19 protein-coding genes and 1 pseudogene are annotated in these 23,840 nt (G+C 47.6%); 16 read left to right on the top strand and 4 right to left on the bottom strand.

Annotated elements, in window-relative coordinates:
• Positions 1-176 precede the first annotated feature (176 nt).
• On the bottom strand, positions 177-1,418 hold the full coding sequence (locus AB4Y93_RS13225; protein WP_441892602.1) for an MFS transporter: 1,242 nt from the start codon (positions 1,416-1,418) through the stop codon (positions 177-179).
• Positions 1,419-1,607: 189 nt separating this feature from the next.
• Between AB4Y93_RS13225 and AB4Y93_RS13230 the strand changes: the two genes are divergently transcribed.
• The 3 genes from AB4Y93_RS13230 to AB4Y93_RS13240 all read left to right on the top strand — a co-directional run bounded on the left by AB4Y93_RS13230 (position 1,608) and on the right by AB4Y93_RS13240 (position 4,601).
• Positions 1,608-1,970: a DUF423 domain-containing protein gene (locus tag AB4Y93_RS13230; protein ID WP_441892604.1), complete on the top strand. Its 363-nt coding sequence runs from the start codon at positions 1,608-1,610 to the stop codon at positions 1,968-1,970.
• Between the two features lie 165 nt (positions 1,971-2,135).
• Entirely contained in the window at positions 2,136-4,361 is a 2,226-nt protein-coding gene (locus tag AB4Y93_RS13235) for a hypothetical protein (RefSeq protein WP_441892606.1), read from the top strand.
• A gap of 87 nt (positions 4,362-4,448) precedes the next feature.
• Positions 4,449-4,601 (top strand): hypothetical protein, encoded by a 153-nt coding sequence (locus AB4Y93_RS13240; RefSeq protein ID WP_441892608.1) that lies wholly within the window; start codon positions 4,449-4,451, stop codon positions 4,599-4,601.
• Between the two features lie 92 nt (positions 4,602-4,693).
• Here AB4Y93_RS13240 and AB4Y93_RS13245 read toward each other — a convergent pair whose 3' ends face one another.
• The gene (locus AB4Y93_RS13245) at positions 4,694-5,323 is read right to left on the bottom strand and encodes an HD domain-containing protein (RefSeq protein ID WP_441892610.1); all 630 of its coding nucleotides are present in this window, start codon (positions 5,321-5,323) and stop codon (positions 4,694-4,696) included.
• Between the two features lie 239 nt (positions 5,324-5,562).
• On the opposite strand from AB4Y93_RS13245, the gene AB4Y93_RS13250 reads away from it, so the two are divergent.
• The 10 genes and pseudogenes from AB4Y93_RS13250 to AB4Y93_RS13295 all read left to right on the top strand — a co-directional run bounded on the left by AB4Y93_RS13250 (position 5,563) and on the right by AB4Y93_RS13295 (position 19,481).
• A complete protein-coding gene (locus AB4Y93_RS13250) occupies positions 5,563-8,340 on the top strand; it encodes a glycoside hydrolase family 3 C-terminal domain-containing protein (protein WP_441892612.1) in 2,778 nt (925 codons plus the stop codon).
• Positions 8,341-8,510: 170 nt separating this feature from the next.
• Positions 8,511-9,635 (top strand): YecA family protein, encoded by a 1,125-nt coding sequence (locus tag AB4Y93_RS13255; RefSeq protein ID WP_441892614.1) that lies wholly within the window; start codon positions 8,511-8,513, stop codon positions 9,633-9,635.
• A gap of 303 nt (positions 9,636-9,938) precedes the next feature.
• The gene (locus tag AB4Y93_RS13260) at positions 9,939-10,097 is read left to right on the top strand and encodes a hypothetical protein (RefSeq protein WP_441892616.1); all 159 of its coding nucleotides are present in this window, start codon (positions 9,939-9,941) and stop codon (positions 10,095-10,097) included.
• Positions 10,098-10,106: 9 nt separating this feature from the next.
• Positions 10,107-10,163: pseudogene (locus tag AB4Y93_RS13265) on the top strand (hypothetical protein); the annotation flags it as partial.
• 188 nt (positions 10,164-10,351) lie between these two features.
• The gene (locus AB4Y93_RS13270; RefSeq protein WP_441892618.1) at positions 10,352-12,256 is read left to right on the top strand and encodes a histidine kinase; all 1,905 of its coding nucleotides are present in this window, start codon (positions 10,352-10,354) and stop codon (positions 12,254-12,256) included.
• Positions 12,257-12,286: 30 nt separating this feature from the next.
• Positions 12,287-13,903 carry a response regulator transcription factor gene (locus tag AB4Y93_RS13275; protein ID WP_441892620.1) on the top strand — a complete coding sequence of 539 codons (1,617 nt, stop codon included), beginning with the start codon at positions 12,287-12,289 and terminating at the stop codon, positions 13,901-13,903.
• A 127-nt stretch (positions 13,904-14,030) separates the two neighbouring features.
• Positions 14,031-15,023, top strand: coding sequence for an ABC transporter permease (locus AB4Y93_RS13280; protein ID WP_441892622.1), 993 nt, complete (start codon positions 14,031-14,033; stop codon positions 15,021-15,023).
• A 13-nt stretch (positions 15,024-15,036) separates the two neighbouring features.
• On the top strand, positions 15,037-15,969 hold the full coding sequence (locus AB4Y93_RS13285; RefSeq protein WP_441892624.1) for a carbohydrate ABC transporter permease: 933 nt from the start codon (positions 15,037-15,039) through the stop codon (positions 15,967-15,969).
• 99 nt (positions 15,970-16,068) lie between these two features.
• Positions 16,069-17,580: an ABC transporter substrate-binding protein gene (locus tag AB4Y93_RS13290; RefSeq protein ID WP_441892626.1), complete on the top strand. Its 1,512-nt coding sequence runs from the start codon at positions 16,069-16,071 to the stop codon at positions 17,578-17,580.
• Between the two features lie 146 nt (positions 17,581-17,726).
• Entirely contained in the window at positions 17,727-19,481 is a 1,755-nt protein-coding gene (locus AB4Y93_RS13295) for a methyl-accepting chemotaxis protein (RefSeq protein WP_441892628.1), read from the top strand.
• 70 nt (positions 19,482-19,551) lie between these two features.
• Here the strand turns inward: AB4Y93_RS13295 and AB4Y93_RS13300 are convergent, their stop codons facing one another.
• A complete protein-coding gene (locus AB4Y93_RS13300; protein ID WP_441892630.1) occupies positions 19,552-20,400 on the bottom strand; it encodes a chemotaxis protein in 849 nt (282 codons plus the stop codon).
• Between the two features lie 308 nt (positions 20,401-20,708).
• Here AB4Y93_RS13300 and AB4Y93_RS13305 point away from each other — a divergent pair, with 308 nt between their 5' ends.
• Together AB4Y93_RS13305 and AB4Y93_RS13310 are read left to right on the top strand one after the other, a co-directional pair.
• A complete protein-coding gene (locus AB4Y93_RS13305; protein ID WP_441892632.1) occupies positions 20,709-21,017 on the top strand; it encodes an ArsR/SmtB family transcription factor in 309 nt (102 codons plus the stop codon).
• Positions 21,014-21,478 carry an SRPBCC family protein gene (locus tag AB4Y93_RS13310; RefSeq protein ID WP_441892634.1) on the top strand — a complete coding sequence of 155 codons (465 nt, stop codon included), beginning with the start codon at positions 21,014-21,016 and terminating at the stop codon, positions 21,476-21,478. The genes AB4Y93_RS13305 and AB4Y93_RS13310 overlap by 4 nt, the downstream gene beginning before the upstream one ends.
• A 49-nt stretch (positions 21,479-21,527) precedes the next feature.
• Here the strand turns inward: AB4Y93_RS13310 and AB4Y93_RS13315 are convergent, their stop codons facing one another.
• On the bottom strand, positions 21,528-22,412 hold the full coding sequence (locus tag AB4Y93_RS13315) for a LysR family transcriptional regulator (protein ID WP_441892636.1): 885 nt from the start codon (positions 22,410-22,412) through the stop codon (positions 21,528-21,530).
• 132 nt (positions 22,413-22,544) lie between these two features.
• Between AB4Y93_RS13315 and AB4Y93_RS13320 the strand changes: the two genes are divergently transcribed.
• On the top strand, positions 22,545-23,792 hold the full coding sequence (locus AB4Y93_RS13320) for an MFS transporter (protein WP_441892638.1): 1,248 nt from the start codon (positions 22,545-22,547) through the stop codon (positions 23,790-23,792).
• Positions 23,793-23,840: the final 48 nt, after the last annotated feature.

Genomic DNA, 23,840 nt, shown 5'->3' on the forward strand with positions numbered 1-23,840 from the left:
TGTTAAGCGCTTACATTAATATTGGAGCAATCCTCCTTTCATAGAGAAAATTATAGCCCGTATTAAAAATGGTTTTAATATAAGAACTAAATGACTTACTGTACTTATTTAACATAAATTGAAAAAACCACACCCAATTTCGGATGTGGTGATTGCATTCCTATATTCTCATTTTCTTATGCTCGAACCTTCTTTTTCTCTCGAAACAATAGAAAGAACAGCATCGAAGCCGTTACATACAAGAACCCCGTAATGCTGAACGTAATGGCATATCCCCAGTAGTAGCCATAAGCCGTAATGAGATGGGAGTGGATTGGACCCATGGTGGCCCATCCCATCATGAAGGCGGTCTGCATGCAGGAATTGGCTAAGCTTTGTTTCTTGGCAGAGACCCGGTCCATAAGAGTGGCGGATAGGAGCGGATTGGCTGCGTTCATAAGGGCCTGCCGGAATAGGAAGCTGATTGAGGCCACGATAAGCATATTTGTGAAGCCGGTTATAAGCAGGAACGGGAGCGACAGGGTCTGGAAAATAACAATCGCCTTCACCTGTCCAACCCGGTTAACCAGCTTGGGACCAATCAGCATGGAGAAGATCGTCATAACTTGTCCAAGCGCCAGCAGGAAGCTCATTCCGCTTAGCGAAGTCGAGAACCGATTCGTGAAATACAAGTTTAAGTAAGGAATGACAAGTCCGGAACCAATTCCAATTAGCAGCTCCACGGCCGCAAACGCTGCGATAAAGCTAAATTCCCCTTTTGTCGAAGTAGATTGGTTTGTGGTTGCTGCTGCGATAGGTTTCTCGGGCTGCTTCGTTTCCTTCATAGCCTGCAGCGGCAGGAAGGCTGCTATTGCTGCTATACTGCCCGCAAGCAACACAAACTTGAACGAAAGCCTTTCACTTAATCCTGCAGCTTGCAAGACATCGGAGATGACACCTCCGCCAAGGCTTCCGGCCACTTGGGCAGCAAGGACAAAGGCAGAGTAAATACTGAATATGCGCAGCCTGTCCGTCTTCGCGACATTGGCGGCAAGGAAGGGGATCGCGAGTACTTGAAAGATGGTAGCAAATAAGCCGGTTAGGACGGCGGTAATAAGAAGGCTGCTCTCTGACTCGAAAAAAGAGCGTCCAATAAGTACAACTCCGCTGCATAAGGCACCAATGACGAGTAATCGTTTGCGGCTGGCTCGATCGCCAAATAAGCCAATCGGAATAAAACATAGAGCTGTAGCAAGTGACTGCATGCTGACAACGGTTCCGCTCATGGCATCCGGGTAACCAAGCTCATGGATATATAAGTTGTATAATACCGAGAAAAGCCCCGTTCCGAATTGGTATAACATGTTCGCTAGGAAGAATAAACGAATGTTGCGGGACCAGCCGTTCCACTCTGCGGCGGTGGATTGAATGAATTTCATGATGTAGGTGCCTCCTGGTGCTATTCCAACCTTCAACATTACTCCTGTGCTAACCGTAAAGCAATCGGAAATTATTGTGGATCATGGTATGCTAAAATGAATAATCACACATATAGTCCTGTTTGAGCTATATGTGATTATTCATACTTCGTAAGCATAATAGTAGATCACAAGAGAAGAGGGAATAAAATGCAGACGTTTGTTGTGCTTGGCAGTATTTTGATGGTCATTGCGGTTGCTATTGGTGCGTTTGGGGCACATGCGCTCAAAAGCAAGATGGAGCCGGACAAGCTCAAAGTTTATGAGACCGGCGTACAGTACCACATCATTCATGCCTTAGGTTTAATAGGAGTTGGCCTTCTGGTGGACCGTTATCCGGATTCCGGAATGATTGTGACGGGTGGATGGTTTCTAGCCGTAGGCATTCTATTGTTCTCAGGAAGCTTGTACGTATTAAGTATGAAAAGAGTACGGCTGCTTGGCCCAATCACGCCGCTTGGCGGATTATCTTTTATGATTGGCTGGGTATTGATTGCTATTGGTGTGCTGTAGATAGTGGAAATCGGCCTTGATTGAGGCCGGTTTTTTATTTTAATAGGTGATCGCGATATTGTACAGTGATTCGTTTATTTCACAATAGACCGTCGGCGAGCAGCATGATAAGTTAACCTTCAATAAAGTGGCGGCAATGCCTATAGAGGAAGGGGAACTAGCGGTATGTTCAAGATGGAACCACGTCTATGTGTAACGAAATATAGAGGGAGTGAAGTATTTAAGTCCGCTGAGGTCCCATTGACTGAACAGGGAATGGATAACATAGCTTTAACCCCGGACTGGTCCGTAACGGTGATAAGTGAGGGTTCAATAGATTATCCGAATGGACAGATGCTGAATGCCGAATTTCAGTCGGACTGCCTCTCAAACGAAACAGCTGTGGCGTTGTCTTTTCATCTAAGTGGATGGTCCGCGGAAAATTACGTACTTGTACCTGGTGCCGTATATGCCGGTAATCGATTTGAGGTCCGTGAATTATCCTATGCGCCCTGCTGGTCACGAATCGATGATGCAGGACCTGATGTTCCCATTCTGATCACGGATGTTCCGCGTCTATCGAATGAAGCGGGAGGACCTTCAGCTATTCATCTCTTGACGGGAGATGCTGCAACACCTGCGATTGGGATTATCGATCAGAGGTCAGCAACGGGGTGGCTGTTCGTAACCAAGCAAGGTACAGCCCTTGGGGACAGCTCGATGCATGTGGTGGAAAATGAGGATCGAAGCTCGGTGCGGATTTCTTTCCAATCCCCAGGCGTTAGACCGTCCACGAAATACGAGATGACAACAACAAAGGTGCCAAGCACCGATAGAGGGCATGATTTCAAGCCTGGTGAGAAAGTTCAGCTGAACTGCCGGGTCTACCGTTTTCCTTGCTCCAGCGTGCAGGATTTATTCGAACGGTTTGCGGCGGTACGCAGGCAAGGACTGCCTGCAGTTAGCTTGGCACCAAGTCTGCCGTTCTCCGCTGCATGGCAGATCCAAGAGTCGAAGTACAATGCGATGAACTGGAATAATGAGCTTGGCTATTACGCGGTTGGCACTGTTGATATGAAGCATCAGGATTGGCAGGTTGGCTGGGTAGGAGGCGGCATGTCGAGCTTGGCTTTGCTTCTTGAAGGCAGTGAAGTCTCAGTGAGCAGGGCGTTAGACACGCTTCGTTTCCTGTTCAGCAGCCAGACGGAAGCGGGATTTTTCCATGGCGTCTGTCACAACGGGCAATGGTACGGCGACGAATTTAATGATGCTCCGGATCGCAGGTATCCGGAGCAGTGGCATATTTTGCGGAAAAGTGCCGATGCCTTGTATTTCATTATGAAGCATCTGCTTGCGCTTGAGCAGGTACGGCCGGATTTTGAAATTCCGGCAGACTGGCTGGACGGCACGAGACGGCTTGCTGACGCTTTCGTAAGAATATGGCATCGCTATGGTCAATTTGGCCAATGGGTCCATACGGGAACAGGGGATATCATCATCGGCGGCTCGGCAGCCGGGGGTATTGCGCCAGCAGGTCTTGCCCTATGCGGAGAATATTTCAATGAGGACAGCTATACGTTCGTAGCGGAACAATCAGCCAGACAATATTACCAGCAGTTCACTTCTCAAGGGATCACGACAGGTGGGCCAGGGGAAATCCTGCAGTGCCCGGACAGCGAGTCTGCGTTTGCTTTACTCGAATCGTATATCGTTCTGTACGAGACAAGTGAAGATCAGAAGTGGATCGAGAGAGCGGAAGAGGCTGCGCTTCAAGCCATGACTTGGTGCGTTTCCTATGATTTCGATTTTCCGAAGGGGTCGACCTTCGAACGGCTGGGCATGCGCACGACAGGCTCGGTTATTGCCAATGTCCAGAATAAGCATAGTGCACCGGGGATTTGTACGCTGTCAGGTGACTCGCTCTTTAAGCTGTCTCGGGCTACCGGAAATAAACGTTATCTAGAGCTGCTACGGGAAATCACCGGCAACCTGCCGCAATATTTGTCTCGGGAGGATCGACCAGTTAGAGGCTGGGATGGACGAGATATGCCGCCTGGTTATATGAGTGAACGGGTCAATATGAGCGATTGGGAAGGCCATTCTTTTGTCGGCGAGGTCTTGCCTCTTTCCTGCTGGTGCGAAGTGTCACTTATGCTTTCCTATGCGCAGCTTCCCGGCATTTACGTGAATAGAACCAGCGGGGATATCACGGTGATCGACCAAGTGCAATGCCGTTTGGAAGAGGGAGCAGCCTCCACATTGGTAGTGACGAATCCAACCGCTTACCCGGCTGAAGTGAAGCTGCTTGCGGAGACGGAGGAAGAAGCGGCGATACCGCTTGGTTCATGCAATCATGTGGAGTGGAGGAGGGTTCATGTTGGACCTGGAGAGATCGTCCGAGTCTTGTTGTAGATCCATACAGATGTAGTGCGTGGTTAGTTATTAACATATACGGGGTCTATCTAGACGCTGTCGTACAGCATAACCGAGAAACGTTTAATGGAGCTGACCGGTGAGGCTGATCAGAACCCGATGCTTGATTTACCGTGCAGAGAAGTATTTAATAGAGGGGCAAAAGCGATTGAAGTGTTAGGACCTTTCCCAGAGGTCGAAGCAGAGGCTGTAGCCGCCCATGAAGGATATTGGAAATAGTCGTTTGATATAAATAAAAGCCAGCCGTATGAGGCAGGCTTTTTGCTATGTGCTTGGATTAGGAAAGCAGGTTAGGAACGAACGAAGAGGGTTTACGCGGCTAATGCTTCTTTAGTGATGGTCTCGATATCGATCGGGGATTTGGCCCCTGCGCTGACGAGGTCGGGGAGAATGTGCTCCAGGAAGTAATCGACGCAATGAAGCGGGATTTGTTTGATTTTGATAAGAGCGGATCGGTACATGACGATAAATTCTTTCTCGGTATTCCCGAGTTGAAGTTCAGTGAAAGCCTCGTATATTTGATCCAGCTTGTCAGCTACCTCAAGGATCTGGCCTTCCACGGAATTGTCTTTGCCTTCACGCAGCTGTCTGCGGAAGATCGATTTGAATTCCTCAGGAATATTGTCATCAATAAAATGAGCGACCATCCCTTCCTCGACTTGCTGCAGCATCGAGCGGAGCTCCAGGGAATAATGCTTCACGGGCGTTTTGATATCCCCGATAAAAATTTCTCCGTAATCATGGCTGCTCGTAATTTCGTAAAGCTTCTTCCAATCGACAGTGACGCCATTCTTTTCTTCGATATCCGCTAAGGTCTTCGCATACTGAACGACCTTCCAGGAATGCGCCGAAACGCTATGCTCCTGAAATTTGAACTTGCCTGGGCAGCGGATGATTCTCTCCAGATCAGTCAGTGACTGAAAGTACGTATGAATTCCCATAAGTTGGTTTCCTTTCTTGGGATCAGATTAGTCTGCTGCACAAGTTCAGTATAGATCCGAATTGTTAGGGGACCATTAACGTCCGGCTGGAAGTTTCAGGGGTTTTTTTACAAAAAGATTAACGGATAATAACAATTGCATATTGGGCAAAAATAATTAAATGCTTATTCTATTTTCGAGATATAGAATTTGTTATGATAATACATAGTGCATATAGAAACTCAGGTAGGAGCAATCATATGAATACACATGGCATTCCATTAGAAGGTTTTGCTGCATTCAGCAGAAAAGTAGCAGCAGAAGGTGCTGTTCTATTAAAGAATGACGGCCAAGTGCTCCCTATTCAGACAGGCGAAAATGTTGCGGTTTTTGGCCGGACGCAGGTCAACTATTATCGCAGCGGTACAGGATCAGGCGGAAGCGTTAACGTCACTCATACGACGAATCTGCTGGAAGGTCTGCGAAGCAAGACAACGATTACCGTAAATGAAGAGCTGGCAGCTGTATATGAACAGTGGATTGAACAAAATCCATTCGATAACGGCGGAGGCGGCTGGGCGGCTGAACCTTGGCACCAAAAAGAAATGCCTTTAACCACTGAATTAGTAGCGCAGGCTAGAAGTGAGTCGAGTAAGGCAATCGTGGTAATTGGACGTACGGCTGGTGAAGATCAGGATAATGCCGTTAAGCCCGGCAGCTATCAATTAACGGATGAAGAAATCGAGATGCTTAAGGCAGTAACAGCCTATTTCGAGCAAACGGTTGTTGTACTCAATGTCTCCAACATCATTGATATGAGCTGGTTAAACGAAGCGGAAATGAAATCGATTCCATCTATTATTTATGCCTGGCAGGGCGGGATGGAAGGCGGCAATGCAATTGCCGATGTGCTTGCTGGAGAAGTGACGCCAAGCGGTAAGCTAACAGATACGATTGCCTATTCGATCGAGGATTATCCGTCGACTCGCAACTATGGCAATGAGCTGAACAACCTATATGAAGAAGATATTTATGTTGGGTATCGTTATTTTGAGACGTTCGCGCCGGATAAGGTTCAATTTGAATTTGGTTATGGTCTATCTTATACCTCATTCACGAATGAGCCGGAGCAAGCTAGAGTGACGGTTAAAGAAGGACAACCATACCTCGAAATCGGCGTCAACGTTACAAATACAGGTTCGATTTATGCAGGCAAAGAAACGGTACAGGTCTATTATGAAGCGCCGCAGGGCGAGCTGGGCAAACCGTCCAAAGCACTTGCAGCATTCGCGAAAACGAAAGAGCTTCAGCCTGGCGAATCAGAGCAGCTTACTCTTAGCTTCCCGGTTCGCGCAATGGCTTCATATGATGATGCCGGTGTAACAGGACATCCATCTGCTTATGTATTAGAAGCGGGTATGTACCGTCTCTATGTCGGAAACAGTGTGAAGCAGGTAGTAGCAGTAGGTGTTGAAGGGAAAGACGGATACATCTTGGACACGCTTCAAGTTGTGGAACAGCTGACGGAAGCGATGTCACCAACGGTAGGTTTTACACGCATGAAGCCAGGGGCACGGAAGGAAGATGGCACATATGAGCTGATCTCTACAGAGGTGCCGGTTCGCAAGGTTTCGCTGGCTGAGCGGATTGAGAGCAATCTGCCTGCGACAATTACGCAAACAGGCGATCAAGGCTATAAGCTGCAGGATGTTGCGGACGGCAAAGTGAGTATGACAGCTTTCGTTGCGCAGTTTAGCGATAACGACCTGGCTGCTATTGTACGGGGCGAAGGCATGAGCAGTCCAAAAGTTACGCCGGGCACGGCTTCGGCCTTTGGCGGTGTAAGCGACAATCTTCTTGGTTACGGTATTCCGGTAGCCTGCACAGCGGACGGTCCGTCGGGCATTCGGATGGACAGCGGCCATAAGGCTACGCAAGTGGCGATTGGTACGTTGCTTGCTGCAACGTGGAATACGGAGCTCATCGAAGAGCTGTATATAATGGAAGGCAAAGAATTGCTGAGCAATGATATAGATGCTTTGCTTGGACCTGGTCTCAACATTCGACGTAGTCCGCTGAACGGACGTAACTTCGAGTATTTCTCCGAGGATCCGCTAATTTCCGGTGCGTTTGCAGCTGCTTGTACACGCGGCATTATGAAGGGCGGCTCGAATGCGACGCTGAAGCATTTTGCCTGCAATAATCAGGAGCAATACCGTCACCGCGTGAATGCCGTCGTATCGGAACGTGCTCTTCGGGAGATTTATTTGAAAGGATTCGAGATTGCCGTTAAAGAGGGCGGAGCGAATTCCATCATGACTTCCTATAACCCGGTCAACGGACATTGGGCAGCGTCGAACTATGATCTGAACACGACGATTCTTCGTGGTGAGTGGGGCTTCAAGGGCATCGTTATGACGGACTGGTGGGCTGTGATGAATGATGTAGTTGAAGGAGGGCCAGCTGACCGCAAGTTTACGAACTGGATGGTCCGCTCCCAGAACGACCTGTACATGGTTGTCTCGAACTACGGCGCGGAGTCGAACGTGTGGGGAGATAACACACTGGAGTCACTGGAGAACGGTACGTTGACCCGCGGAGAACTGCAGCGCAGTGCAATGAACATCTGTGATTTCATTATGAAAGCCCCTGTATTCTCGAGAGAGCTGGTGACTGAGGAAAAGGCAGAGCGGTTTAATCCAAATGCTGCACTGTCTTCCGAGCACGTACAGTCGTTAGCGGCAGATGTACAGGTGAAATTCACTGCTTCTGAGCCTGTTGTTATGAAAGTCGAGCAAAGTGGTGTTTACCGAATTACCGTTCATCTCATGTCGACAGAATTTGCGTGGGCACAAAGCGCATGTAATGTGTTAATTAACGATGAGCTGATGACAACGGTACAAACGAACGGTACCGAAAGCGCTTGGATCCGTCAGAAGCTTGTGAAGGTCGAGCTGCCGGAAGGGCTGTACGAGCTGAAGCTTGATTTCGTGAAGCCGGGCATGCAGATTGATTGGATTGAATTTGTACAGGAGTAAATAGAGTGGTCGTGTAACGCGAAAGGGATGCCTTCAGGGCATCCCTTTTGTCAGGCTGATTTGAAATTAGTCAGCTGTAAGTGTATGGTAGAAACAGCAAAAGGGTTTACTGAAATTATACGTTAAAGGAATGGTGTAAAGCTTTGGATTATGTAGCAGAACTGCAACAGATGAACGTTCAGAACGCGATAAAAGGCAGGGCTATAACGAAATTAGCCGAGATTCTGCCGCTTCTTACGAAAGAGAAGTTGAATCTTCTGGCCGGCAACTATGAGATTAAAGGCCGCTCCAAGCTGAAAAAGCAGGAGCTGGCCGATGCGCTCTATTCGTCCATCCTGGACGTTCATGAGATGAGCATGGGTTTACTCATTGCAACGGCAAAGGAATGGGATCTGGTGAAGGAGCTTCTTGCCGTTCCAGCCCTGCAGGATGATACGTTGTTCCCGGGAACTTACCTATTCTTGATGAATGCGGGACTGTTGTACTCGTTCTACGATCAAGACAAGCTGTATTATGTCCTCCCCGAGGAAATCAAGAAAACGTATGCAAAAGTAGTCGTATCGTCGTTCCTTCAAGAACGTGAGCGCTGCCAGCTGGTGCATGAATACATTCTTGCTGCGATGAATCTGTATGGGGTATGTCCTGTCGATAAGTTCCTGGACATCTTTAATGCTCAGAATGAAGAGTCGTTAACTGAGGATGAGTTTGATCAGATTACGGATCTGCTCAGCAGACGCGAGCAAAGCTGGCATTTTGATGGTGAGAAACTAATCAGTGATTATTTTGACCCGGAAAATGAAGAAGAGTTGGATGCTCTGCTTGAGAGAATGAAGGACAAGCCTTATTATATTCCGGCTAAGTTGGAGTTCTTGAAATACGCTGACCCTGGCTATTTTGAACAAACGCCTCAGTTGGCAGGTCTAGAGCAATATATCCTGCAGTTTGTATGTAAGGATAAAGAGCTTGTTACCCATTTGATGGATGACATTCAGCTGGCCTGTTCAATGGAAGAGCCCGTTGAAGTTATTATGGCGGAGTTCGAGCGACGTGGCATTGAGTTCGAAACAAGAGATCAGCTGGAGATGACTATTCAACTGATCATTAATGTTTATAACCATACAAGAGTGTGGTCCAATGGCGGGTATTCACCTGTTGAATTGCGCCAAATTACTTCAGGGGAAGCTCCTGTCGATAATGTTGTACCTTTCAACCGGCCTGCTGCTTCGGGCAAAATCGGGCGAAACGAGCCGTGCCCTTGCGGAAGCGGGAAAAAGTATAAGAAATGCTGCGGTTAAATTGTATTTTAGAAGGGGGTGTCCCATAATTCATGAAAATGACGATGGGACACCTCTTTAATCTGGGCTAAACAGCAGTCTGCGCATTTAAATGTTCTTCCAATCGCCATTGCTCGGGGATTCCTTGAATCAACGAGGTAAGGTTGGAATCCCCGAGCAAAAGCGACCGCTAACGCTTTTCCAGAATCATTTAAATGCTCCGCTTGCCTTTAACCTGTTCATGAAATGCTCAAACAAAAAGAAGCCAACCCTTGTTAAAATGGAGGTACCACCCAACCATTCTAAGTAAAGAGAGGCTTCTTGATGTACAAAGAATATACCATGGATCAGCTGTCCTTGCCAATGGACTTGCAAGAAGATATCCCCGAAAATCATCTCGTTCGCGTCATCAACGACGCGGTCAATCGTTTAGATCTGAATCTCTTCACCAAAGCTTATCCCGGAGGTGGCCGGGACAGCTAACACCCCAAAATGCTTCTGAAGGTTATCATTTATGCTTACACACAGCGCATTCACTCGTCTCCCCAAATCGCGAAAGCGATACGCGAAAACATCATGTTCATGTGGCTGGCGGCCAGACAATGCCCAGAGTTCCGAAGATCGAAGCGAATGCCATTCGCTACACGTTCAGCAGCTTGAAAACAAGCTTCAAGAAAAGCCAAAGAACAAACCGCTAAAGAAAGCCGTTCGCCTTGTACGGCCAAGCCTGCAAAAATATGAAAATCAGCAGGAAACACTCGGAAGCCGCAACAGTTTCAGTAAAACCGACCCCGATGCAACATTATCGTAGCTTTTCATGTGAAGGCTGCCCATTGAAAGAACGATGCACGAAGGCACAAGGAGATCGTGAAATAAAGGTCAGCATGGAATATCTTCGCCTTAAACGACAAGCTCGGGAGCAATTAAAGAGTGAAGATGGACATGCCTTATCGGTTCGACGGTATGCAACTAATGTCGTACGTGAACAGATTTCCCTGCATTACAATAACCTGATGGAGCAGCAGGTACAGAACAACGACGCCATTCTGCTTGAAACGATGCGGTATTTATACCGGATGCAGGGTGATCCGAATATTCAAGTCCTTCAGACGTTATCACTAGCCGAGGATGATTCGGATTATACGATGGCCAAGATGGAGCTGGCGCGGCGGTTTCTGCTGGATACCGGCTACTACAACAAGGTCGATACCTTTTTCGTCTATTCCCGCAAAGACAATGATATGTTCTTCGCTACGCAGTACAGCTTTCACTTCGCAGAAGTGCAGTCAGCTCTTCAAAATTACACCACGAACCTCGCTTCCAAGGATCTGCCCGAAGAGAACAGGCGCTGGGAGCGCTTCTCGATTCCGAATGATACGAATTACCTCATCAAGACGGTTGATCTTGGCCAAGACATTTTTATTGGGGCGCTTGTTCAGGTCGACCGCTTAAACGAGGAATTCAGCAAGTTTGATGTTGGTCCCGAAGGGGCGGCCTTTGTTGTAGATCCAGCGGGTAATCCGCTGACCAATTCTCCGCTGCCGGTGGTACAAGCTTCAGTCGTCCACGGCGATATTGTCGAGATGACGAAGCAGAACCGCAACAGCTGGAATAAGAACCATTTTCTCGTCATCAGGCAGCCATCCTCCATCGCAGATATTCATTACATGATTGTTATTCCCGATAAGGATATTCTCAAGAACCTCCCTTATTTCCAAAAGATGCTCTACATTTGGATTCCTCTAATTGTTGTAACTGTCTTATCTCTTTATCTGATTTTCCTGCAGAGAGTCATGTTCAAGCCGTTAGTTTCCCTCGTGCGGGGTATGCGGAAGCTGGGACGGGGGCAATTTGATGTTCGGATGCCGGCAGCCACTGATAACAGCGAATTTGCGTTTATGTCAGGGACGTTTAACCTGATGGCTGAGCAGATCGAAAAGCTGAAGATTGATGTCTATGAAGAACAGCTTCGCGTGCAGAAGGCCGAATACAAACATCTACAAATTCAGATTAATCCTCACTTTTATATGAACAGCCTCAATATTATTTACAACCTTGCTGCACTCAAAGACTATAAGTTGGTTCAAAAAATGAGCCTGCATCTAGCCGATTATTTCCGGTTCTTGATGTTAGGACACCGCACAATGATCACACTTGAGGAAGAAATCCGGCATATTGAGCATTATCTCGAAATTCAGAAGATCCGCTATGTGACAAAGCTGGAATATGGCATTCAAATGCGGACCGAACATTTGCCTGTTCAGCTGTCTCCGCTTTTGCTGCAGCCTTTTGTCGAGAACTCGGTTATTCACGGATTTAGTAAAAAGGTACAGGATGGTGTACCATTCCGAATCGACATCACATCGGATCTTGACGAAGAAGAACCGGATCTCTTCATCCTGCTTACGATTACAGACAATGGACCCGGATTTCCGTCAGCCTTCCTGGAAGGCTTGCATAACGGTGATTCTCTTGAAGGTTCCGGAGAACAACATCTGGGCATTTGGAATATTCTAAGGCGATTCCGTATGTTGTATGGCTCAGAAGGGAGCATAACCTTCCTGAATGGAGAAACAGGTGGGGCTATTGTACAAGTCAGGCTTCCGCTTCAGCACTTAAGCAGCTTTGATGACCGAGAGTAATCAACTTATATACGAAGGGGAGTCATAGTTATGGTAAATATGCTCGTTGTGGATGATGAAATTTATGCACTGAAAGGAATCACGCAAGGGATTGATTGGAGCGAGTTGCCGATTCATTCGGTCCTGGAAGCAGAAGATGTTCCTCAAGCACTTAAGCTTCTAAAAGAGCATGCCATCGACCTCGTCATATCCGATATCGAGATGCCAGGAATGAATGGCCTTGAGCTGCTTCGCTGGCTTCGGGATAACCAGCCTCAGACCTTAACTATTTTTCTGACGGGGCATGCAAGGTTTGATTATGCGCAGGAGGCACTACAGAACGGCTGCTTCGACTATGTGCTGAAGCCCGTTGATCATGATGCGTTAAAGGAGAATGTGAAGCGTGCCCTCGTTGAGATTGGGCTTCGCAGAGAGCGGCAGAAATTCGAAGAGATGGTAGAGGATAACCGCAGACAGTGGCAGAACCAGCTTCCAATACTGGTGGAGCGGTTCTGGCAGGAGCTGCTGTCGGGGCGTACCCGGCTTTCTCCGGAGAGACTGAACCGTGAGCTGGAGAATTATGAGATTCCGCTTGCTTCGGGCAGTCAGGTGCTTCCTATCTTGCTTAGTATTGAGCAGTGGGATATTGAGCTGGATACACGTGACGAAAGCATTATGGAATATGCGCTTAGGAAGTCCGCAGCGGAAATTATCCTGGGCGATTGGCCAGGTACAGTGCTGCAGGACCGCAATGAATTAAACATGGTACTTCTTTATATGAATGATACTGAATTTACTGACCGCGATATTCTTCTATTACGATGTCATGAATATATACAAGCCTGCCATGCTTACTTCCATTGCCGGGTATCTTGTTATGTGGGAGAGGCCTCCGGCATTCATGAGCTGACCGGATCACTTGAAAAGCTGCAGCAGCTCGAGCACTCGAATGTATCGGCTACACAGCTGGTGCAAGATGCGCTGGCAGGAAGTGCCGATACGGGGGCAGCAGGGACGGGAATTATGATTCCGTCCTTTGCAGACTGGGGTTCACTATTAGATAACGGCGGCCAGGAACAGCTTGGTATGCTCATCGACGAAACGCTGAAGGAATGGCAGGCCGAGCAAGCTACCCGTGAAGCACTTGAGCTGTTCCAATATGGGATTCTCAATATGCTGTACCGCGTTGCTTACCGTAAAGGCTTATCGATCTATGAGGTATTTACTGCCGCGGAATTAAAGGATTATCAGGTGCCGCGTAATTCGCAGCAGCTGGCTGCATGGGCTTTGAAGATGGTTGGCAAGATGGGACAAGCATTGGAGGAACGTCCGCGTGACGCTTCAGCGGTTATCACAAAGGTGCAGACCTATATTCATGACCATCTGCACACGGAATTGACCCGTGATGAGATCGCAGCCTGTGTGTATCGTAATCCTGCTTATTTATCGCGATTATTCCGTAAGGAGACCGGCTATTCTTTGTCCGATTACATTACCGAGATGAGAATTGAGCGGGCAAAACGTTATTTAATAGAAACAAATGATAAGGTGAGCAATATCGCCGAGGCTGTCGGCTATATTCATTTTTCCTATTTTGCCAAGCTGTTCAAGAAGATGTCAGGGCTGACGCCGCAGGAGTACCGCAAGATGCATCAGATTTTGCACTAATATTCTCTAGCAGTAAAGTTACATTGAAAGTCACCGTAGTGCTATGTCGGTCACCGCAGTAGATAGATGGAGAATGCCCTTGCCCTATACAATAAAGCTACAAACAAGCGAGAGGATGGTAGCGGGGATGACTCCTTCAACGGAAGCTGCGGAGGCCGCTCAGAAGCGGGCAGTACCTAAAGTGCGGGCTAAACAAAACATTGGATACTGGCGAAAATATGGTGTGTTCTATATCATGATGGCTCCCGGACTGCTCGTGCTGCTGATGAACAATTACCTCCCGATGATCGGCTCTTTAATTGCCTTTAAGCAAATTGAGTATACGTCTGCAAGCTTTGTCCAAAGCTTCTTGGACAGCAAATGGGTCGGATGGGCAAACTTCGACTATTTATTCAGCACATCGGATGCTTGGACGATTACTCGTAACACGCTGTTTTATAATGCCGTGTTTATCGTTCTGAACTTGGTCATCGGCGTATCGCTTGCCCTCCTCTTTAATGCGATGAGAAACCGCCGGCTTGCAAAGTTCCACCAAACAACGATGTTTCTCCCTTATTTTCTATCGATGGTCGTTATCTCATATCTCGTATACGCATTCCTCAATCCGGAAATTGGGATTATTAACAAAGTCGTGCTTCCTTGGTTTGGCCTTGATGCCATTGACTGGTACACCGAATCGAAGTGGTGGCCGTACATTTTGCCCATTGTAAATACATGGAAAGGGATCGGCTATTACGCCGTTATCTTCCTTGCAGCCATTATCGGGATCGATAACGAGTATTATGAGGCGGCAACGATAGACGGTGCTTCCAAATGGCGTCAAATCCGGAGCATTACTCTTCCGCTCATCCGTCCCGTTATTATTATTCTAACCTTCCTGCAGATCGGACGCATTTTCTACTCTGATTTCGGCTTGTTCTTCCAGGTGACCCGCAACTCGGGGATCCTCTACGATACGACACTTGTCATCGACACGTACGTCTACCAAGGTTTTATCGTAAGTGGAGACATTGGTATGTCGTCGGCAGCCGGGCTTTATCAAGCAGTCGTAGGGTTCGCCTTGGTACTGGTGTCCAATCTGGTCATTCGTCGAATCAGTAAAGACGATGCATTGTTCTAAGGGGGTAGTGATAATGACAGCGGTTACATCTGTATCCAAGCGGAAAAAGAACGTCAATGAAATTTCCAATACAGCCAATTGGTTCATCAACGGATTCTTCTGGTTCTACACCTTGATCTGCGTACTTCCTCTTCTTCTTGTTGTAGCGGTCTCCTTCTCGGACGAGAATGCAGTCCTGCTGAACGGCTATAAGATCTGGCCGGAGAAGTTCAGTACGTCAGCTTATGATTTTCTGCTTAGTGACTGGGGAAGTATTGCAAGGTCATATGGGGTATCGTTCTTCGTCACTATTGTGGGCACTTTGATTGCCGTACTTACCATGTCTTTGTATGCGTATCCGATTTCGCGGCAGGATTTCAAGCACCRCAAAATCTTCTCTTTCATTATGTTCTTTACGCTGCTTTTCAACAGCGGATTGGTTCCATTCTATCTGCTGTATACGCAAGGCTTCCATCTGCGGGATACCTTATGGGTGCTAATGATCCCTTTGTTTGTCCAGCCCTTCTTCGTCCTGATTCTGCGTACATTCTTCACCAACTCGGTACCAGCGGCTCTTATGGAGTCCGCCAAGATTGATGGAGCCGGCGAATGGCGGATATTCGGCCAGATTATCCTTCCGCTCTCGCTGCCTGTACTTGCGACCGTTGGCTTATTCTGTACGCTGAACTATTGGAATGATTGGTTCCTCAGCTTACTGTTCATCAATCAGGATACGCTCTACACGATCCAGTTCCGGATGTATCAGGCACTGCTTGATGTTACCTTCCTGAGCGCCAACTCGAGTGCGTATTCGGCACTGCTTGCTCAGAATCCAGACTATCAGTTGCCTACCGAAACGGTAACGATGGCTATGGCTGTAGTAGGCATTGGTCCAATCGTATTCGCTTACCCGTTCTTCCAGCGTTATTTTGTAAAAGGTTTGACGGTTGGCGCAGTTAAGGGCTGATCGAGCAAGGAAGAAGAGGGTTATCCAAGTTCGACTCGGTCCGGCTGAAGCCGGTTGAGTATACATGGCAATTCACTATATAAAGGGAGGCACTACCGCATGTTCAAAGGAAAAGGCAAGCTGGGAAAAAGCATCTCTCTCGTATTAGCTAGCAGCGTTGTTCTAACTGCTTTACCGGTAGCAAATGCTGCAGGTTCTAGCAGCACACTGGCACCATACAAATTGACAATGTATTATCCGGGCTCCCCAGCCAAGGATGAAGCCAAGATTGAAGCGCAAATGAATTCGTATTTAAAAACGAAAATTAATGCATCTATCGACCTCATTCCAATCGACTGGGGCCAGTGGGACAGCAAGATGAACCTGCTCAAAGCCAGCCGCGAACCGATGGATATTATTTTCACCGCTCAATGGAATGGCCATGCCAATGATGTGGCTAAGAAAGTATTCCTTGCCCTTGACGATCCGAATGGACCTGCAGGTAATCTGCTCGCCCAGTACGGCAAGAACATTACAAGCTCACTTGATCCAGCCTTCCTGGCAGGCTCCAAAGTGAACGGCCATAATTATGGCGTTCCTACTAATAAGGAGCTGGCTGCTCAAGGCGGCGTTATCTACCGGGCAGATATTGCGGATAAGCTTGGTCTGACATCCAAACTGAATGCGGTGAAGACCGTTAAGGATTTGGAGGCCATTCTGGCGACAGTTAAAGCGAAGACAAACATGACACCGCTGTTCCTGCGTGATGGTGACAACTTTAACTCTCACTACTTTGCACAGCAGGATTTCCTTGGTGATACTACCATTGAAGGCCTGATCCGCAAAGACGGCACAAGTACGAAGGTGATTACACGCTTCGACGACAAGCAGTACATGGATCAGTTGAAGCTGACTCGCGAATTCTTCAAGAAAGGCTACATTAATAAAGATGCGGCAACAACGCAGCTGTCCGGACAGGACGCACTGAAGAAAGGCAACGTCTTCATGATTGTCGCTTCCCTGAAGCCAGGTAAAGATGCAGAGACTGCTATTGCTGCAAACCTTGCAGGCAAGCTGAAGCAGATCAATATGACGGAGCGGACGGTATCAACGGGTGAGACAGCAGGTTCGATGCTAGGTATTTCGACAACTTCGAAAAACCCTGCTCGTGCAATGATGTTCATTAACTTGCTTCACTCCGACAAATATTTGAACAACCTGCTGAACTTCGGTATTGAAGGCGAGCATTACACGAAAATATCGGCTGAAATTATTAAGCCAGGTCCTAAAGCAGCGAACTACAATCCAGGTGCAACTTGGATGTTCGGCAACCAATTCCTCAACTATGTATGGAATACAGAAGCATCAAACAAATGGGCAGCCTTCAAAAACTTCAACAGAGGCGCGAAGCTGTCGCCAGCACTTGGCTTTACGTTTAACGCTCAACCGGTGAAAACGCAGGTTGCCGCACTCGTTACCGTTCGCAACAAATATATTGCGGGCCTCGAGACAGGTGCCATTGATCCGTCGAAAGCAGCAGAATTCCAGAAGAAAGAGAAAGCAAATGGTCTGGATAAAGTCATTGCTGAGAAACAGAAGCAATTGAACGCTTTCCTTGCTGCTAAGAAATAATAGCTAAAACCCTCAACCTTTACCGGTTGAGGGTTTTGTTTTTTGTCCGGATGGAGGAGATTGGAAGGAACATGTCGAAATTAAAGGAAAATTAGGGAAATTTGTAGGAAGACATTTCAAAAAATAGTCGAAGGGGTAAAGACATCATGTTTGTTTTTCGGAGTCGGTTAGTATTAAAGTTATCCGTTATTATATTGGCCATCCTGATCATCCTATCGTCTGCCTTAATCTACATCCAGGTTCAGAACACCAAGAAGGCTAGTGAAGAGGCGATAGGCAGCTTTAATATTCATATGGCGGAGGCTTTTGCTGGTCAGTTTGATGTAAGCGCTTATGCTGATTTTTTGAAGGATCAGAAGGAATCCGAACTATACTGGACGATTCGGGATCAGATGAATCAATATCGTGAGCGTATTGGAGCGATGTACGTCTATTCCGTGCAGATTAATGATAAAGGGGAACCAATTCTACTGATCGACGGTCAACCGAAGGATTCGGATTCCGCTTCCCCTATAGGTGAAGTGACGGATATACCAAAAAATGCGATTGAAGCGTTATTAGAAGGACAGGCAGCAAAGTCCGGCATTATACATAATGAAGAATACGGCGATTATATTTCGGCTTATGCTCCTTTACATGATTCTGGCGGTGCCGTTATTGGCTTGATTGGGATCGATACGGATGTCTCGGTGTCCAAGACGATTTATAAAGAAGTTATTCAGGATAGCATGCCGCTCTTTATCATCATGGGGGTACTTACTCTTGTCGTCTTTCTGTTCATTGCCTTCTTCCTGGCACGGACACTGAGACCACTTGGCGTTATTGTAAAAGGCGCTGAAGCGATAGCACGAGGGAATTTCGCGGAAGCGAAACAGCATCTTGGCGGAGCCAAAGTGAAGTCAATGGATGAGATTGGACAAGCTTATTCAGCAATGATTCAGATGAGTGAACGTTTAGGGGTAACGCTGGAGGGTGTTGTTCGCGATATGGCAGTCACGACCCAAAGCATTGTGCACTCCACGGAGCAGTTTGGCACGGAGGCGGCTCAGATGGTTGCCCTAAATGAGCAGCTTGGGCAGTCGGTATCTATAATGGCGGATGGTGCGAGGCATCAACGGCTTGGAGCAGAGGAAAGTGCAAGCTCCATGGAAGATATCACGCAGGCTATTCAGCGGGTATCGGAAGCTTCCATGCAAGTGTCCAGCGTATCCCATGAAGCCTTGGAATCTGCTGAGCAAGGAAGAGATTCGATTCATGGTTTACGGGAACAGGTTGAACTCATGTCTTCGGTTGCGAGGCAAACGGCTGAATCTGTAGAGACGCTTCATACCTACATGCAGCAGATTGAGCCGGTACTGCAGTCGATCACCAGCATTTCCGATCAAACCAAGCTGCTGGCTCTAAATGCTTCTATAGAAGCAGCCCGGGCAGGCGAGCATGGAGCAGGGTTCGCGATTGTAGCGGGAGAAGTTCGGAAGCTGGCGGAAGCATCGTCCATCTCGGCTTCACAGGTCACCTCGCTGCTTGAGCAGATTGGGCAGGAATCTATCCATATCGGGGAAAGAATGCAGGCAGGAAGTATTGAGATGGAGAAGGGAACGGAGTTGTCCGGACGGGTGGAAGCTTTATTCAGTCGGACAATGGATCAATTTGTACTCGTAAACAGTCAGATTCAGGAGATTTCCGCGGCTGCAGAAGAGGTGTTGGCTGGATCCGAGGAGGTGGCTGCTTCGGTAGAGCAGATTGCTCAAATTTCTCGAACAACTGCAGACAGCTCTTCTTCCCTTGAACAGATGTCGAGACATCAGCTGGAAGCGGCTAAGCGGATTGCATATACAACGGATCAGCTTAAGGAGAGAAGTACAGGTCTAGAAGCAGCGGTAGGCAAGTTTAAGCTTTAGTATTGGTGAATGTCAGTGAGTCCGGCCTTTCAGAAGGTCGGGCTTTTTCATTATGTACGACGCCCTGCATTCAGGCGTCCGCTTGATGCTGCATAGCACTAAGCGCCATCACAATTCGATCCCGTGTTGTTTTGGTCTGGAAATACTTACGATGGGAGAATGGTGTCCAGCTTAATAAGCCCGCACATTTTACTTCCATATCTTCGGTCACGACTTTTTCGTATAGATTATTTAATGGTTTGATCGGATAAGCAATGACATCGTCGGTATCATAGAAGTTCACCCATTCTCCTATACCACTTCCCTGGAACGGAGAAGCGGGTACTGTAATGGGTACTCCAAGGTCTTCAAAACGCATGGCCCACACCGCGAGGGGACTGCCCATCGTATAAAAATGAGTCAGCGTTTCGCCCCGCACAAGTTTGGAGTTACTTGCCTCCATAATGGGGAGTACTTTTGGTGCCAGCTTATCGTTTTGCAGATCATAGAAAAAGTTACTGGCAATGATGGATCCTAAGGAGTGAGAGATAATACATAGCGGTGCATCTTGTCCTGCTTGATCAGATAGACGCTGCAGACAGGCAGCGAAACGCCCGTGAATCTCGTCGTAGATATAATCATCGGGAGCAGGATCATTATCCCGCGGAACGGCTTGATAGGCGATGGCCTCGCCTACTATATTAACGAAGAAGGAACGAAGTCTAATCCATTTCGTCCAACGAAGCTTGTTTCCTTGAAGCCGGCTCCAAAGTCTTTTCTCCAGCCGGTTCACAATATCTCCCCAGTAAATGCCCTCTATATACAGCTTTACGTTCGGATTAACGACCGCCATTTGCGTATGCAGATCTTTCGCCAAATCAACATAGAAATCCTCACGGGTTTGACCGATTCCATGAATGACAGCAACTGCAATGTTCACTGGGACCACCCCTTCCCTCGTGATTGGCATATACGATAATGTATTCGCTTTCTCTCTAAACCGACTCACTTAATGAACCCAAATCCTGCAGTTGGTTCCCAAACCTGTGCTTTCCAGAATGGGCATTCGTCCGGGTGAAAGGGTGCTGGCTTTCTAAATTTCGAGATTCGTTTGACATAGCTTTCCTCGAACGCTGCAGTCTTCTTTTCTACTGTACGAAATCCAGTGTAACTATCGACTATCGTGCTCTCAGGCGGTTGCTTATTACTTAAGTTGACACTTAATTAAGTATATGCTAAATTAACATCATGATAGATAAAGCCATTCAAGCCATTACGGAACCAAGGCGCAGAGATATTCTGAATCTCGTCCGTGACAAGGAGCTGACCTCCAGCGCCATTGCGTCGAAGTTTGACGTTTCAGCACCAGCTATATCGCAGCATCTTAAAGTTCTGGAAGAAGCAGGGCTTGTCGTAGTTAGGCGTGCCGGTACCAAAAGATATTATGGCCTCAGGAGAGAAGGCTTCGCAGAGTTAATGCAATATTTGGAGAGCTTCTGGGATGACAGCTTGCTGCGCCTTAAGGAAGCAGCCGAAGAGGAAGAGAGGAGACAATGATGAACACGAACTCCAGCAATAACACGATTAGGAAGGAAGTTTTTATTGAATGCCGCCCGGAGACGTTATTTTCCTTTTTCATCGACCCTGCCAAATTAGTACGATGGATGGGACGCCAAGTATTACTCGATCCGAGTATCGGCGGCAAATTCAGGATTGATTTGAACGGCAGCAACATTGCGATGGGGGAATACAAGGAGATTATTCCGAATGAGAAAATCGTCATGTCATGGGGTTGGGAGCAGTCGAAGATGGTTCCTCCCGGATCAAGTACGCTTGAATTTAAGCTTACTCCTCAGGATAATGGCACGCTCCTCGTGTTAACCCATTACGATCTGCCGGAAGAAGAGGTTGCCTCGCATGTACAAGGCTGGACACATTATATGTCTCGCTTGCAAATCGCAGCCCAAAGCGAAGATCCTGAAGTCGATTCGTTGACTGTACAAGCTCTGCCTGAATAAAGGATGAAGACCCTCGATCTCTATGAGATCGGGGGTCTTTATTGTCCGGCTACAGCTTCCCGAAAAACGCGACAGCGAATTCGCGGAAATGCAGGGCTGCTTGGGAAAGGTAATGCTTCTTGTTCCAGGCGATGCCGAAGGTGCGCTGGCAGACAGGATCGGTTATTTTCAGCTGGACGGTATCCGGATTGGAGGCTCGCTTGCCAAGAGACAGGGGAAGGGCAAAGGTTAGACCAAGACCCATCTCGACAAGTGTCTGGACAGAGCTCGCTTCCTCCAGCTCGAATGCAATATGCGGCTCGAAGCCGGCTTTGCGGCAGAAGTCATCGGTAATTTTCCTGAAGTTAGACCGCTGCGATAAAGCGATAAACGGCTCATTAGCCGCTTCGCTAAGCGCAATACTTTCTCTGGAGGCGAAACGATGTCCCTTCGGAACCGTCAGACATAGTTCTTCTTGGGCAAGGGTCTGCCACTCGATATCCGGCCCGGTTATAGCAGTGGAAGTGATGCAGAAATCGATATCGGCATTCTCCAGCTCACTTCTAATCTCATGGGCTGAGCCCAACTGCCGCTGAATGATCCGGACATGGGGATGTGCAGTCAGAAATTCCTTCAGCAGAGTAGGCAGCACATAAGGCAGCGTAATCGAGATCGAAACGACGCCATGCTCCAGTCCAGCCATATCGATAATTTCCCGTTCTCCTTCCTCTAATTCGAGAAAGGCACGTTCGATGCGCCGCAGATAGGTTTTGCCAAAAGCATTCAGCTTCACATGCCTGCCATTCCGCTCGAAGAGTGGAACGCCAAGGCGCTTCTCGAGCCGAGAGATGGAGTTGCTGAGCGACGGCTGTGAAACGTTAAGCTCTTTGGCTGCTTGCGTAATATGTTCTAACCGTGCAACGGTTTGAAAGTATTTTAATTGAAGGAATTCCATAGTGCCCTTCCTCTCCTATATAACTTGAATGTAATGATTTCATCATAAAATTAGTATTATACTTTATAAGCTTCTGATTTTATAATGAGTCAACATATAGAAAGTTACAATAGGGATTGGAGAGCGTTGATCTTGCTTAGAGAAAATATCTGGACGAGAAACTTTATCGTCATTTGTGTGAGCAGTTTTTTCATGTTCCTAACCTTTTATGTTCTAACGACGGCTTTTCCGTTGTATATTCGAGACAGCCTAAATGGTAACCAGCAGCAGATGGGTCTCGTCATTACGATTTATGTGATTGGCGGCGTGCTGATCCGACCGTTTTCGGGCCAGTGGGTCGACCGCTTCGGCAAACGAAAAATGGCGATAATCGGGATGATTATTTTCCTGCTCGCCTGTATTTGTTACTTTGGGACAAAAGGGATTATTCTGTTCCTTGTTGTCCGGTTCATTCACGGCATGAGCTATGCGATTGCATCTACGGCCATGAGTACAGTTGCTGCAACGATTGTTCCGACTTCCCGGCAAGGGGAAGGAATGGGCTACTACACGATGTTTATGAGCATCGCGATGGTTGTGGGGCCAGCACTTGGGCTGTTCTTGTGGAAAGATAAGAATATTAACGTCCTGCTGATCGCGATCTGTATTATTGCTGCTTTGTCCTTGGTCTCTGCAATCGGACTAAAAATGCCACGAGAGAAGGACAGCAGCTTGGCGGAAGCTGCCACTCAAGCTACACCAGCAGCAGAACCTGATGCTGAGCCAGCCAAGAAAGGCTGGAGCTGGAGCAACCTTGTTGAACCGGCGGCACTGCCGATCTCGCTGGTTGGTTTTATTCTTTCTTTTGCATACAGTTCTTTATCCAGCTTTATGGCTTCGTTCACCGATGAGATTCACCAGTCACAAGTGACAGGCACGTTCTTTATGGTGTTCGCTGTCATGATTGTTGCTTTCCGGCCTGTCATAGGCAAAGTGTTCGACCGATATAAGGAGCATTACTTGTATTATCCGGGCATTGGCTTATTTGCGGTTGGTATGTTCCTTCTGAGTCAGGCTCATTCGGCAGCAATGGTGCTGATCGCGGGAGTAATTATGGGGATTGGTTATGGCGCGCTGCTGCCATGCTTCCAGACGCTTGCGATTAAGCTGTCTCCTGAGCATCGGCGGGGCAGTGCGAACGGAACCTTTTTCCTGATGTTTGACCTTGGCTATGGGTTAGGCTCGTATTTCATGGGGATGATTGCTTCCTTTACAGATTACCGGATGATGTACCTTGTAGCGTGCTTCGTAGCGGTCATCTGTGCAGTTGGTTATTACATGCTGCATCATCGTCCAAGAGCTAGAAAAGTAGCATACGGTCAGAAGGCGAACGTGGCTTAAATCGGTTAAATAACGTAAAAAATCCCCACATTTGTGGGGATTTTTTAC

The sequence above is a fragment of the Paenibacillus sp. YAF4_2 genome (assembly GCF_052113225.1).
GTDB lineage: Bacteria > Bacillota > Bacilli > Paenibacillales > Paenibacillaceae > Pristimantibacillus.